This window comes from Brachybacterium nesterenkovii, assembly GCF_900163655.1.
Taxonomy (GTDB): Bacteria; Actinomycetota; Actinomycetes; order Actinomycetales; family Dermabacteraceae; genus Brachybacterium; species Brachybacterium nesterenkovii.
The window spans coordinates 1-12,449 of record NZ_FWFG01000010.1; the positions used below are offsets into that span (position 1 = coordinate 1).

General features: G+C 73.0%; 12 protein-coding genes and 1 tRNA gene. 7 read left to right on the forward strand and 6 right to left on the reverse strand.

What is annotated here, in order from left to right; translation table 11 throughout:
* Window positions 1-58: 58 nt before the first annotated feature.
* On the reverse strand, window positions 59-1,471 hold the full coding sequence (locus tag FM110_RS00685; protein ID WP_087101705.1) for a beta-N-acetylhexosaminidase: 1,413 nt from the start codon (window positions 1,469-1,471) through the stop codon (window positions 59-61).
* A 239-nt stretch (window positions 1,472-1,710) separates the two neighbouring features.
* Window positions 1,711-2,880, reverse strand: a complete 1,170-nt coding sequence (locus FM110_RS00690; RefSeq protein ID WP_087101707.1) for a C40 family peptidase — start codon at window positions 2,878-2,880, stop codon at window positions 1,711-1,713.
* A gap of 443 nt (window positions 2,881-3,323) precedes the next feature.
* On the opposite strand from FM110_RS00690, the gene FM110_RS00695 reads away from it, so the two are divergent.
* Window positions 3,324-3,959 carry a hypothetical protein gene (locus FM110_RS00695; RefSeq protein WP_087101709.1) on the forward strand — a complete coding sequence of 212 codons (636 nt, stop codon included), beginning with the start codon at window positions 3,324-3,326 and terminating at the stop codon, window positions 3,957-3,959.
* 69 nt (window positions 3,960-4,028) lie between these two features.
* Here the strand turns inward: FM110_RS00695 and FM110_RS00700 are convergent.
* From FM110_RS00700 to FM110_RS00710, 3 genes are all read right to left on the reverse strand, one after another.
* A tRNA-Pro gene (locus FM110_RS00700) sits at window positions 4,029-4,105 on the reverse strand.
* 124 nt (window positions 4,106-4,229) lie between these two features.
* Complete coding sequence (locus FM110_RS00705; RefSeq protein WP_327230207.1) at window positions 4,230-5,243, reverse strand: metallophosphoesterase; 1,014 nt, start codon at window positions 5,241-5,243, stop codon at window positions 4,230-4,232.
* Window positions 5,240-7,666 (reverse strand): penicillin-binding protein, encoded by a 2,427-nt coding sequence (locus FM110_RS00710; protein ID WP_159457938.1) that lies wholly within the window; start codon window positions 7,664-7,666, stop codon window positions 5,240-5,242. Before FM110_RS00710 ends, FM110_RS00705 begins: the two co-directional genes overlap by 4 nt.
* A gap of 255 nt (window positions 7,667-7,921) precedes the next feature.
* On the opposite strand from FM110_RS00710, the gene FM110_RS00715 reads away from it, so the two are divergent.
* From FM110_RS00715 to FM110_RS00725, 3 genes are read left to right on the forward strand one after another with little or no spacing between them, the layout of a single operon-like run.
* On the forward strand, window positions 7,922-8,224 hold the full coding sequence (locus tag FM110_RS00715; protein WP_087101788.1) for a WhiB family transcriptional regulator: 303 nt from the start codon (window positions 7,922-7,924) through the stop codon (window positions 8,222-8,224).
* 27 nt (window positions 8,225-8,251) lie between these two features.
* Window positions 8,252-8,416 (forward strand): DUF4177 domain-containing protein, encoded by a 165-nt coding sequence (locus tag FM110_RS00720; protein ID WP_087101713.1) that lies wholly within the window; start codon window positions 8,252-8,254, stop codon window positions 8,414-8,416.
* 10 nt (window positions 8,417-8,426) lie between these two features.
* On the forward strand, window positions 8,427-9,248 hold the full coding sequence (locus FM110_RS00725; protein ID WP_087101715.1) for an MBL fold metallo-hydrolase: 822 nt from the start codon (window positions 8,427-8,429) through the stop codon (window positions 9,246-9,248).
* Between the two features lie 228 nt (window positions 9,249-9,476).
* Here the strand turns inward: FM110_RS00725 and FM110_RS00730 are convergent, their stop codons facing one another.
* Window positions 9,477-10,154 carry a Crp/Fnr family transcriptional regulator gene (locus FM110_RS00730; RefSeq protein ID WP_087101717.1) on the reverse strand — a complete coding sequence of 226 codons (678 nt, stop codon included), beginning with the start codon at window positions 10,152-10,154 and terminating at the stop codon, window positions 9,477-9,479.
* Window positions 10,155-10,386: 232 nt separating this feature from the next.
* Here FM110_RS00730 and FM110_RS00735 point away from each other — a divergent pair, with 232 nt between their 5' ends.
* From FM110_RS00735 to FM110_RS00745, 3 genes are all read left to right on the forward strand, one after another.
* Window positions 10,387-11,151: an endonuclease III domain-containing protein gene (locus FM110_RS00735; RefSeq protein ID WP_087101719.1), complete on the forward strand. Its 765-nt coding sequence runs from the start codon at window positions 10,387-10,389 to the stop codon at window positions 11,149-11,151.
* Window positions 11,148-11,867, forward strand: coding sequence for an NUDIX hydrolase (locus FM110_RS00740; protein WP_087101721.1), 720 nt, complete (start codon window positions 11,148-11,150; stop codon window positions 11,865-11,867). Before FM110_RS00735 ends, FM110_RS00740 begins: the two co-directional genes overlap by 4 nt.
* Before the next feature lie 196 nt (window positions 11,868-12,063).
* Window positions 12,064-12,447: a cold-shock protein gene (locus FM110_RS00745; RefSeq protein WP_087101789.1), complete on the forward strand. Its 384-nt coding sequence runs from the start codon at window positions 12,064-12,066 to the stop codon at window positions 12,445-12,447.
* The last annotated feature ends 2 nt before the right edge of the window (window positions 12,448-12,449 follow it).

Here is a 12,449-nt window from a genome sequence, read left to right on the forward strand (position 1 = left end):
CAGCACCAACCCTGCCAGCCAGCCCCGGGCCGGCCACCACGAACACTTACAGGCGGATTCAGTCGAGGGGCCGGTAGGCGATCCCGAGGGCGTCGAGCCGATCCAGATGCGCCTCGAGGCGCTCTCGGAACTCGTCGAAGGACTGCTCGGGGCTGCCCCAGGCGCGCTCGGCGAGAGCGCACAGCCGCGGGAAGGCCATGTACTGCAGGTGGGCGGCGTCGGCGATGTGCTCGGTCCACAGCTGGGCCTGGAACCCGAGCACGAGGGCGCGCTGCTCCTCGGTGAGGGAGGCGGGCAGCAGGTCGGCGGTGTAGACGTCCTCGAGGCTGCTGACGTGGTCGGTGATCGCGAGGGGCTCGTCCGCGGACGACGACTGCGGGTGGTCGAAGTACAGGACGTCCGAGGTCGCCACGACGGTGCGGAAGCCGCGGGAGGTGGCCTCCGCGATGCCGGCGGGGCCGCGCCAGTTCATGACCACGGTGGTGTCGGGCAGGTGGGTCTCGAGGACCTCGTCCCAGGCCACGGGCGTCTTGCCCTTGTCGCTCAGCACTTCCGCGGCGTGCTCGATGAAGCGTCCCTGGATCTCGGAGACCCGCGTGAAGCCCCACTCGTTCATCCGCTCCCGGGCGGCGGGCGAGCGCTCCCACTCGGTGCGCGGGCACTCGTCGCCGCCGATGTGCAGGAACGGGGCGGGGAAGATGTCGGCGACCTGGGAGAGGACGTCCCGCAGGAACGTGAAGACCTCGTCGGAGACGCCGAGCACGTGGTCGGAGACGCCCCAGACCTCGCGGACGCCGATCTCGGCGCCGGCGACGTTGCCGAGCTCGGGGTAGGAGGCGATCGCGGCCTGCATGTGCCCGGGCAGGTCGATCTCGGGGACGATCATGACGCCGCGGCGGCTCGCGTAGTCCACGAGGCCGCGCAGCTGGTCCTGGGTGTAGAAGCCGCCGTGGCGCTCGCCGTCGTAGACGCGATCGGCCCCATCCTCGGTGTAGCGGCCCACGAGGGTGCGGTCGCGGAACGCCCCGACCTCGGTCAGACGCGGGTAGCCCTTGATCTCGACGCGCCAGCCCTGATCATCGGTCAGGTGCAGGTGCAGGATGTTCAGGCGGTGCAGCGCCATCGCGTCGATCATCGTCTCGAGGTCGGAGACGGGGAAGAAATGACGGGCGACGTCGATGTGCAGGCCGCGCCAGGCGTACTTCGGGGAGTCGGAGATCGTGACGCACGGGATCGGCCCGTCGGTCCCGGCGATGATCTGCGCGAACGTGTTGCGGCCGTCCGCGAGCGCCGCCTCGCTGCCCGCGGTGAGGGAGGCGCCCGCCGGGGAGATCGACAGCGCGTACTCGGTGCGCGACAGGTCCGAGCTGATGCCGACCGACAGCTCGCTCCACGGATCCGGGCTCTCCCAGGTCCCGCTGGACCAGACGACGGACCGGGGGAGGGGGACGAGGCTGATGGGGTCGGACATGATGCTCCTCGGTGTCGGTGCGGTGACCCGTCCGTGCACGTCCGGCCCGGAGGGTGCTCGGCGATCAGTGTTCCACACGGGTACGACGGACGGAGCGAGCACGGCGGCTCGGGCCGGGCATGACGGAGCCCGGTCGGCGGGCCGACCGGGCTCCGGGCGTCGCCCTGTCCCTTCCCTGTGACGGCGGTGACGTCGGACAGGCCGGCGCGTCCTGCGGGGCGCGTCCTGCGGGGCGCGACTCAGCGGTACGTCACGAAGACGTGCGGTGCGCTCCAGATCGTGCGGGAGGTGACGACGCCGCGGGATCCCGAGGCGTCGATGATGCGGTTGCCGCCGGCGTAGATGCCGATGTGCCCGTAGTCCTCGTCGGTGAATGCGACGAGGTCGCCGGGCCGGGCCTCGGACTGCGGGATGACCCGTCCGCCGAGCGCCTGGGCCTTCGCGGTGCGCGGCAGCGTGATGCCGAGCGAGCTGTACACGTACCGGGTGAGCCCGGAGCAGTCGAAGCCGGTGCTCGGGGAGCTCTTGCCCCAGGCGTACGGCGCTCCGACCTGCGCCGCAGCGGCCGCGACGGCGGAGTCCCCGTCGATCGAGCGCCCGGTGGCCGCAGAGCCGCGGGACGTGCCCGAGCCGCCCTGCGCAGCGGTCGTCTCCGAGGCGGTGGGGACCGCGCTGCCCTGCGAGCCGTTCAGGGCCCGCCAGGTGCGAGCGCCGACGACGCCGTCCGCACGGAGGCCGACGGAGCTCTGGAACGCACGGACCGCTCGGTCGGTGCGGTTGCCGAACACGCCGTCGGCCGTCATCGTCGCCCCGTGCTCGCGGAGCTTCTTCTGCAGGGTGCGGACGTCGTCGCCGCGTGCGCCGGAGCGCAGCACGGGGGTCCCGGTCGAGGAGCTGGGGGCCTCCCGGGCCGCGGGCGCGGTGACGAGCGCGCTCCACGTGCGCCGACCGGCCACGCCGTCGACGGCGAGACCGGAGGACGCCTGGAAGTCGCGGACGGCCTGGAGCGTGGCGGGGCCGTAGACGCCGTCGACGCGCAGGGACGCGCCGCGGTCGTTCAGAGCGCGCTGGAGGGTCCTGACGGAGTCGCCGCGCGCGCCGGAGCGCAGCGTGACGACGCTCGGCGCGGTGCGGAGGACGGGTGCTGTGCGGGTCGCCGGGGAGACGCTGCGGGTGGCGGGGGAGACCCCGACCACGGGCAGGGCGGCGGTGATCGTCGCGGGGCGGTGCGACGGAGCCGTGGGGGCCTGGGCGTGTGCGGCGCCGAGGCCCGAGATGGCCACGCCGGCGGTCACGGCGCCGATGGCGACGCCGGAGACCGAGCGTCCGACCGGGGCGACGAGGCCGCGGTAGTCGATGACGGCGGGACCGGGTGCCCGGTGCGTGCCGCGGGGAGGGGTGGGGACCATAGGGGTGACGCTCCTTCGCGCCGCCGCGTGCTCCGCTCGACGGCCGGGCCGTGTCGCGATGCCGCCCGTCGAGGAGAGAGGAAGCGCTCCGCGGGGACGGGGACGGCGGCCCGCGGATGCGATGCCCCGATCTGGCGGCACGGGCACACAGTACGGCCGTGCTCGCGGCCGCGACGAGGAGGCTTGAGGTGATCGTGGGGTCGTCTTTGTCGCGATTTTGCCGAAACCTCCACGGAAAGGCGTGTCGACATGCGTGAGCGGTGGCCGGGTGTGGTAATCACACCGCTGTCATGTGGCGGGCGGCGATTCCTCCACATCTCGTGGTTCTCCACAGGGCCGTCGCGAGGGCTGACGGCGACGGCGGGGACGGGAAGGCTGTCCCCAGGCCGCAGGAGCGGTGAGGGAGAGCGGCGCGGATGCCGACGCGGAGACGAGGCGATGACATGACGGACCACGGGTTCCACGGAGCCGACACGGCGGCGATGGCCGACCTGTCGGGACTGATCGACAACGGTGCCCAGGCGCTGGACGCGGTGCTCGATACCGTCGACGGCGTGCTGCGCCGCATCGAGGGCGGGTGCTGGATCGGACCCGACGCCGACGCGTTCACGGCCTCGGCGCAGCAGGCTGGGGCGGTGCTCGCGCACGTGCGGCACGAGGTCGCCGCGCGGGGCGAGGAGGTGGCCGAGCACGGCCGCGAGCAGGAGGAGGCGTCGGCGCCGGATGCGGATGGGGGCGGAGCCGGGGTCGTGAGGGCCTCGAGCGCTGCAGGCGCCTCATCGGGCGTACTGGCGGCCTCCAGCGCGGCGGGCTCCGCCGGTGTGCAGGGCGCGACAGGATCTCAGGGCGCGACGGGCTCACCAGGTGCGCCGAGCGCTGCAGACGCGCACGCTGGGGCCGGCTCGGCGGGGAGGTCGGGCTCTCCGGCCGACTCGGGGGCACCGCAGATGATGGTGATGGATGACGGGACGAGGCGTCGCCTCAACGATCTCCTGCGGGGCGCGGGTCTGCCGCAGATGCCGACGTCGCCGACGCCGTCGAGCCGCGAGGAGCGTCTCCGGGAGGCCGTGCGGCTCTGACGTGCTGACGCGCGCCTCGGAGACGACGTGAGGGCCGCTCGATGAGCGGCCCTCACGTGCAGTCCAGCATGGTCGGGGTGACAGGATTTGAACCTGCGACCTCTTCGTCCCGAACGAAGCGCGCTACCAAGCTGCGCCACACCCCGATGATGACTGCGGATCCGATGGCCGATCAGTGCGCGTGGCCGTCTGCTCTGCGCGGACAGCTCGGTGCGACTGCTGGTCACCGACAGGACACGATACCAAGCCCGCGCGGGTGCTCGCGACCGCTCAGACCGGGCGGGGGAGCAACGTGAGCAACGTCGCCTCGGGAGGGTTGGCCAGGCGCATGTCGGAGAACGGGCTCGCGCCCAGTCCGCCGCTCACGTGCAGGGGCACCCCGCGCCAGGCGGAGAGGCCCTTGGCCTGGGAGCGGGGGAGGTCGCAGTTGGTGACGAGGGCCCCGATGCCCGGGAGGCACAGCTGTCCGCCGTGCGTGTGACCGGCGAGGATCAGGTCGCAGCCGTCGTCCACGAGGGCGTCGAGGACGCGGCGATACGGCGCATGCGCCACCCCGATCCGCAGGGCGGGCCGCGCCTGCTGTGCCTGGGCCGTCGACTCCGCCGCGCCCTCGGCCCTCAGTTCCGCCGCGGCCCCGGCCCCCGACTCCTCTGCGGCCGCGCGAGTCCCGTCCGGGGCGGGCATGCGGTCCCGCTCCAGGTGCGGATCATCGACCCCCACCCACTCGATCACGAGGTCGCCCGCTCGGGAGGCGTCGCGGCGATTGGTCAGATCGCGCCAGCCGTGCTCCGCGAGCCGCGTCCGCAGCTCCTGAACGGGCATGTCCACGGGGCGGTCGGGGGCGGAGAATCCCGCGGTGCGGGCATCCGGCAGGAGGTAGCGCGCGGGATTCTTGCGGACGGGAGCGAACAGGTCGTTGCTGCCCATCACGAAGGCGCCGGGGATGCGGAGCAGCGGTCCGATCGCCTCGATGAGAGGCCCCACCGACTGCGGCGAGGAGATGTTGTCGCCGGTGTCGACTACGACGTCCGCCTCGAGCTCGGCCAGGCTCCGCAGGAAGGCGAGCTTGCGATCGTTCTCGGGCATCAGGTGGATGTCGGAGATGTGCAGCAGGCGCACCGGTGCACTGCCCGCCGGGAGCACGGGCACGGTCGCGCGGCGCAGGGTGTAGCGGTGGATCTCGATGTGGCGAGCCCAGATGTGCGCGCCCGCCGCGACCGCGAACGCCGCCGCCCCGAGGCAGCCGAGCGCCAGGGCGCGGCGACCGCGGGGCACGGAGATCACGAGCCGGCCGAGCGGACGATCGTGACCGGGCCGCCCGGCGCGAGCGTGGTGCCCGCCTCGGGCTCGGTGCCGATGACCTGGCCCTCGGGGACGTCGGTGGACGTGCCGTCGCGGACGCTGACGACGTAGCCGGCCTTCTCCAGCGTCTTCTGCGCCTCCTCGACGGACTTCCCCGCGACGTCGGGCACCTTGTCGCCGCCGTCGGCCACGGTCGAGCCGTTGCCCACGAGGGAGCCATGCGGCGGCTGGCCCGGGAAGGGGATGTTGGGCATGTCCTTCGAGACCTCGGTCATGTACTCCTGCCACGTGGGCAGGGAGACCGTGTTGCCGTAGACGTCGCCGGTCAGGCGCTGGCCGTCGACCACGGTGCCCTGCGGGCGCTTGTTGCCCTGGGGGCTCCCGTACCAGACGGCCGTCGACAGCTGCTTGGTGAAGCCGACGTACCAGGTGTGGAACATGCGGCTCGACGTGCCGGTCTTGCCGCCCGCGTCATGGCCGGGGATCACGCGTCCCTTGCCGGTCGCGGCCGGGTCCGAGAGGTCCTGCTGGAGCACCCAGGTGACGGCGTCGGCCACCTTCTGGTCGAGGACCTGGCTGCACTGGGAGCCGGAGGTGGGCAACGCGTTCCCGTCGCGGCCCGTGACCGACTCGATCGGGTTGGGCACGCAGTACACGCCGCCGGCGGGGAAGGTCGCGTAGGCCGCGGCCATGTCGAGCGCGGAGATGTTCTGCTCGCCGAGCACGAGGGCGGCGGGGGCCAGGGCCGAGCCGTAGATGTCCTCGATCGGTGTCGTGGCCGCATCGTCCGAGAGCTTGTTGTAGCTGGCAGGCACGGCGCCCATGGACCGTGCGCGGGAGCCGATGTCGCACAGGTCGATGCGCTGGGCGATATGCGCGTACGAGGTGTTGACCGAGAACTTGGTCGCATCGAGCACGGTCTGGTTCGCCGGGAGGGCGATGCCCACGGCGTTGTCGGGGTCCCAGCCCGACTTCTCGTACCAGCGCCCCCTGTTCAGGCAGCGGGCCGTGAAGGTGGTCATGACCCCACGGGCCGTGGGGACCGTGTCGTAGATCGAGTGCCCGGTCTCGAGGTACTGCGTGAGCACGAACGGCTTGTACGTCGAGCCGACCGGGAAGCCGTTGCCGCCGCCGTACTGCTTGGGCACGTTGTAGTTCAGCGCCGTCTCCCCGGGGCCCGCGTCCTCGAAGGGGTTGAAGGTGCGGTTCTGCGCCATCACCAGGATCTTGCCGGTGCCCGGCTCCACCGTGACGATCGAGTGCCCGAAGCCGCTCTTGGCGTCCGGCTTCACCTTGCGGTTGAGGATGTCCTCGGCGGCCTTCTGCTTGGCCGGGTCGAGGGTCGTGCGGATGGTGAGGCCGCCGCCGTACAGCAGCTGGCGCCGCTCCTTGGCGGTCGCGCCGAACTTGGGGTCGCTCACCAGCACGCGCGAGACGTAGTCGCAGAAGAACCCGCTGCCGCCGGCGTCGGCGCAGCCCGCGCGCACGTTCTGCACGTGGAGCATGTCGCCGACGGGCTGCTGGGAGTACTGGTCGAACTCGGCCTGGGTGATGTAGCCCTCGGCGAGCATGCGCGACAGCACCGTGTTGCGCCGGTCCTGGGCTCGCTCCGGGTGCTTGACCGGGTCGAACTGGTTGGGCCCGTTCGTGATCGCGGCCAGCATGGCGGCCTCACCCGGGTTCAGGTCCTTGGCGTCCTTGGAGAAGTAGTGCAGCGAGGCCGTCTGCACGCCGTACTGGGACGGCCCGAACTGGGCGAGGTTCAGATATCCGTTGAGGATCTGGTCCTTGCTCCAGGTCTTCTCGAGGGAGATCGCGAGCTTCGCCTCGCGCAGCTTGCGGCTGTACGTCTGCGCGGTGGCCGCCTTGATGTCCTCCTCGTCGCCGCGCTGGACGGCGTCCATGAGCAGGGCGTTCTTCACGTACTGCTGGGTGAGCGTCGAGCCGCCCTGCGTGGAGGAGCTCAGCGAGTTGGTGACGAGGGCGCGCAGGGTGCCCTGGATGTCGACCGCGCCGTGGTCGTAGAAGCGCTTGTCCTCGACGGCGATCACCGCGTGCTGCATGTACGGGGAGATCTGGTCGAGGGGCACCATGATCCGGTTCTCGGTGTAGAACGTCGCCAGCAGCGAGCCGTCGGCCGCCTCGATGCGGCTCTGCTCGTTCAGCGGCGCGACCTTCAGCTCGTCCGGGTAGGACTCGAAGAGCTCGACGCCGCTCTCCGCGGCCTTGGACGCGAACGCCACGGACGGCAGGAAGAACGCGGCCATCAGCACGCCGCCGAGCGCGCACACGGCGAGCAGCCCCGCCAGGAGCATGAGCGTCTGCGTGGCCGCGGCGGGCATGGAGCGGTGCGATCCGCCCCCGTCAGCGGCGGACAGGTCGCGCGAGTCGTCGGAAGGTGCCATGCCCATACAGTAGGCGGAGGGGCCGACGAACGAGGGGATCAGGAGCCTCGCGGCGGCGTGGGGATGCGCACCGGAGTGTGAAGATCCTGTGAGCGCACCCGGCCTCCCACCTGATCCCGACCCGCTCCCGACGCGCTCCCGACCCGCCTCCGGGAGACGCCAGGGCAAAGCCTGGCTTGGCACGACCAGGGATCCTCCCTACGATGGCTGAGTGCCATACGGGTCGACGTGGATTCGGGAGGACCGCAGGTGACGATGCTCGACAGGACCGCCGCGGCGGACGGGAGCTGGGCCGCGCAGGGGCGGTGCCGCGAACTCGACCCGGACGGGTTCTTCGTCCAGGGGGCCCATCAGCAGAAGGTCAAGACGCTGTGCGCCGCATGCTCGGTGCGTCTCGAGTGCCTGGCCGATGCCCTCGACAACCGGATCGAGTTCGGCGTCTGGGGAGGCATGACCGAGCGCGAGCGCCGTCGCCTGCTGCGCGAGCACCCCGGCGTCTCCGACTGGTACGAGGCCCTCGAGCGGGCGCGCACGCGCTCCGAATGCCGGACCGGCTGAGGAGCCGCGGACGCTAGGCTCGTCCCCATGAATGCGACCCGCTGGGAGTACCTGACCGTTCCGCTGCTGATCCACGCGACCAAGCAGATCCTCGACAACTACGGCTCCGAGGGCTGGGAGCTCGTGCAGGTGGTCCCGGGCCCCAACCCGGAGAACCTCGTGGCCTACCTCAAGCGCCCGCTGGACGCGTGACCGGCCGCTCATGACGGAGCAGCCGCTGCGAGCGGCGGGGGCGCCGGCCCCGGAGATCACCTGCCTCGTGGCCCCGAACCCGGGGCCGCTCACCCTCCAGGGCACGTGCACCTACATCGTCCGCGACGGCGACCAGGTGTGGATCGTCGATCCCGGCCCCCGCGATGCGGCCCACCTCGAGGCGATCCTCGACGCCGCTCTCATGGCCCGGGGCGCCCGCGCCGCGGGGATCCTCCTGACCCACCGGCACGACGACCACGCCGCCGGTGCCGGCACGCTGCGCCGACGCCTGTCGGGCACCGCCCGCCGGGACGTGCCGCTGTGGGCGGTCGACACCGCCGCCGTCCCCGGTGCGATCCGGCCGCCGGGGCGCCTGCTGGGCGATCGCGGGACGATGGGCCACGTCATCCATCTGCCGGGCCATACCGCGGACTCCGTGGCGCTGCTCGTCGAGGGCGGGCGGCTCCTCGTCGGCGACACCCTGCTGGGCGGCTCCTCGACCGTCATCGTCCCGCCCGACGGCGACCTGACCGCCTATCTGCAGTCCCTGCAGGTCCTCCGTGCGCTCTGCCTCGACGGTCGGATCTCCGCGATCCTCCCCGGCCACGGGGAGCCCTTCGAGGATCCGGCCGCGGCGCTCGCCGCCGTCGAGGACGCGATCTCCCACCGCCTGGCCCGGATCGACGCCGTGCGCGAGGCCCGCGCCCGCGGCGTGCTGACGATGCCGCGGCTGCTGCGAGAGATCTACGGCCCCGACCTCCCGGCGGAGCTCGAGGAGGGCGCGACGTGGAACATCCTCGCGGCCACCGAGCACATCCGCCGCACCGGCTGAGCCGCGGGGCACGACGGGCGGCCTCGGACAGCCTCGGCCCGTCGGCCGGTGCAGCAGCCCGCGCACGCGATGACGGTCCGGTCCCTGCGCAGGGACCGGGCCGTCGTGATGTGCGGGGCACCGCCGGCTCAGCGATGGCAGCTCGGCAATGCCGGCTCAGCGATGGATGCCAGATCGGCGATCGAGCGCCGAGCCGCCTCGGCCCGATGGCCGGGACCGAAGCGAGCGTCAGCGGGCGCGGCGGTTCAGGCGCTCGATGTCCTGCAGCAGCACGGCGCGCGCCTCGAGGCGGATCCAGCCGCGGGACGCGAAGTCGGCGAGGGCCTTGTTGACGGTCTCGCGGGAGGCGCCGACCAGCTGGGCCAGCTCCTCCTGGGTGAGGCCGTGGGCGACCATCACGCCGTCGTCGGTCTGGCGGCCGAAGCGCTGGGCGAGGTCCAGCAGGTTCTTGGCCACGCGGCCGGGGACGTCGGCGAAGACGAGGTCCGCGAGGGACTCGTTGGTCTTGCGCAGGCGACGGGCGAGGCTCGCCAGCAGGTGGCGGGCCACCTCCGGGCGCTGGGCCAGCACACGGTAGAGATCCTGCTGCGTCAGCGAGTACAGGACGGTCTCGGCGACCGCGGTGGCCGTCGCGTTGCGCGGCGCCGGATCGAACAGGGAGAGCTCGCCGAGGGTCTCGCCCGGGCCGAGGACGGCCAGCAGGTTCTCGCGGCCGTCGCCGGAGGCGTGGCCGACCTTCACCTTGCCGGTGGCGATGATGAACAGGCGATCGCCCTGATCGCCCTCGCGGAAGATCACCGCGCCGCGGTGGAAGTCCTCCTGCGTCATCGACGCGAGCACGGCCTGCTTGCCGTCGTCGTCGAGAGCGGCGAACAGCGGTGACGAACGTACGATGTTCTCGTCCACGGAACCTCCTGGATATGGGTGCCCCGCGAGATCGGGGCATGGCATTCGGCTCCATTGTGACGCACGTGCGAACCGGATGCGTGGGTGCCATCACAGTATCCCGCGTCTCTGGCCCGCGTCGGGCCCCGGCGCGGATCGTGCGGCCGCTGCGCGACGAGCGTCGTCCGCCCGCGGCGCACGGCGACGGGAGCCGATCCGAGAGAGCGGCGGTGAGCGGAGGATGAGCTGGCCCATGACCGGACGAACAGCCGGACGCGCAGCCGGACCCACGCCCGGAGCCACGCCCGGAGCCACAGTCGGACGCACAGCGCGCGGCGGCCCGGCCCCCGCCCCGTCGCCCCAGGGGGCGCCGGCCCCGCTGCGCGCCGTCGCCGAGCGCCTCGCCGTCGAGCACCCCGAGGCCCGCACGGTACTGGTCCACACCAGCGCGTTCGAGCTGCTCGTGGCCACCGCCCTCTCCGCGCAGACCACGGACGTGCGGGTCAACGCCGCCACCGCGGTGCTGTTCGAGCGCTGGCCCGATGCGGCCGCGCTCGCCGCCGCCGACCCCGCCGCGGTCGAGGACGTGATCCGCCCCGTCGGCATGGCGCCCACGAAGTCGCGGCGGATCATCGCGCTGGCCGCCGCGCTCCTCGAGCACCACGGCGGCGAGGTCCCCTCCGAGCAGTCCGCGCTCGAGGCGCTGCCCGGCGTCGGCCGCAAGACCGCCCTGGTGGTGCGCGGGGTCTGGTTCGGGCAGGACGCCCTGGCGGTCGACACCCACGTGGGCCGCCTCGCGCGACGCCTCGGCTGGAGCGCCGCGACCGACCCGGCGCGGATCGAGGCCGATGTCGTCGCCCTCGCCGAGACGGAGACGCCCGCCCGTCCTCCCGTCGACCTCACGGCCCTGTCGCTGCGTCTGATCCTCCACGGGCGCGCCACCTGCACCGCCCGGCGCCCCGCGTGCGGACGCTGCGCTCTCGCCGACCTCTGCCCCTCGGCGGGGGAGGCCGCATGAGCGCCGCCCATCCGGCATGGACGACGCCCGCCGCACTGCCGTCGTTCCTCAGACCCCTGGCGCGGCACGCGGCCGTCGGCGATGCCGTCCTCGGTCGCGCGCTGCAGGAGGCGCCTCGTGATTGGACCCCGCGTCGCAGCGCGGTGCTCGTACTCATCGCGGGGCAGGAAGTCGAGGACGCGCAGATCCTGCTCGAGGAGCGCTCGCACACGATGCGCTCCCAGCCCGCGCAGTTCGCGCTGCCGGGCGGCCGTGCCGAGCCCGAGGACGCCGACGACGCGGCGACCGCGTTGCGCGAGGCCCGCGAGGAGACCGGCCTGGACCCCGCCGACGTGCACGTCCTCGGGGCCTTCGCCCCGATCCTGATGCCCTTCCGCGACGCGACGGTGAGCCCCGTCCTCGCCTGGGCGCCGCGCCCGCCCGCCCTCGGGCCGACGGATCCGGCGGAGGTGGAGAGCCTGCTGTGGGCGCCGCTGGCCGGGGCCCGGTCCCTCACCGATCCGGCGATCCACCGCATCGGCGTGCTCGACGGGCGCGCAACGGGGGTGGCCTTCGACCTGCCCGGCGACGCCTTCGTGTGGGGCTTCACCGCGATGATCCTGGACGCCGTGCTGGGCGGCCTCGAGCTGCCCGGCATGCCGGTGGCCGCCGCGGACGCGCCGCGGGTGGAGGTCCCCGCGGTGCGTCGCCGCCCGGGTCCCGGGGCCCGCCGCTGAGCACGGTCGGAGCGGGCGGTCCCTGTACCATGGAGCGATGCGCCAGGGCGCTCGCCCGGCGCGTCCCACAGCATTCCTGCCCCGCGCATCCTCGCGACGCGCGTGCGGCAGACAACCAGGAGAAGAGCCGGCTCCCGTGTCCCGGGCGCCGCACAGCAGCAGCGCGCGCCGGTGGCGCGCAGAGACGGGGATCGACGTGCCACGTGGCAAGGTGAAGTTCTATGACGCCGACAAGGGCTTCGGTTTCATCACGGACGAGGACGGCGGGAGCGTGCACGTGCACGCCTCCGTCCTGCCCGAGGGGATGACGAGCCTGCGTCCCGGCACCCGCGTCGAGTTCGACGTGGCCGACGGCCGCCGCGGCCCCTCCGCGCTGTCGGTGCGCCTGGTGGACCCGGCGCCGTCCGTGCTGCGGGCGCGCCGCAAGAAGCCCGAGGACATGGCGGTGCTGGTCGAGGACCTCATCCGCCTGCTCGACTCCGTCTCCAACGGCCTGCGCCGCGGCCGGTACCCCGACCGCGGGCACTCCGAGAAGATCGCGACCGTGCTGCGCGCCGTCGCCGACGACTTCGAGGCCTGAGG

Bases quoted from the DNA above. Each gene is read 5' to 3' on its own strand.
- FM110_RS00690 (WP_087101707.1), bottom strand. From the start codon at position 2,880: ATGGTCCCCACCCCTCCCCGCGGCACGCACCGGGCACCCGGTCCCGCC.
- FM110_RS00710 (WP_159457938.1), bottom strand. From the start codon at position 7,666: ATGGCACCTTCCGACGACTCGCGCGACCTGTCCGCCGCTGACGGGGGC.
- FM110_RS00685 (WP_087101705.1), bottom strand. From the start codon at position 1,471: ATGTCCGACCCCATCAGCCTCGTCCCCCTCCCCCGGTCCGTCGTCTGG.
- FM110_RS00725 (WP_087101715.1), top strand. From the start codon at position 8,427: ATGACGGAGCAGCCGCTGCGAGCGGCGGGGGCGCCGGCCCCGGAGATC.
- FM110_RS00695 (WP_087101709.1), top strand. From the start codon at position 3,324: ATGACGGACCACGGGTTCCACGGAGCCGACACGGCGGCGATGGCCGAC.
- FM110_RS00735 (WP_087101719.1), top strand. From the start codon at position 10,387: ATGACCGGACGAACAGCCGGACGCGCAGCCGGACCCACGCCCGGAGCC.
- FM110_RS00715 (WP_087101788.1), top strand. From the start codon at position 7,922: ATGCTCGACAGGACCGCCGCGGCGGACGGGAGCTGGGCCGCGCAGGGG.
- FM110_RS00740 (WP_087101721.1), top strand. From the start codon at position 11,148: ATGAGCGCCGCCCATCCGGCATGGACGACGCCCGCCGCACTGCCGTCG.
- FM110_RS00720 (WP_087101713.1), top strand. From the start codon at position 8,252: ATGAATGCGACCCGCTGGGAGTACCTGACCGTTCCGCTGCTGATCCAC.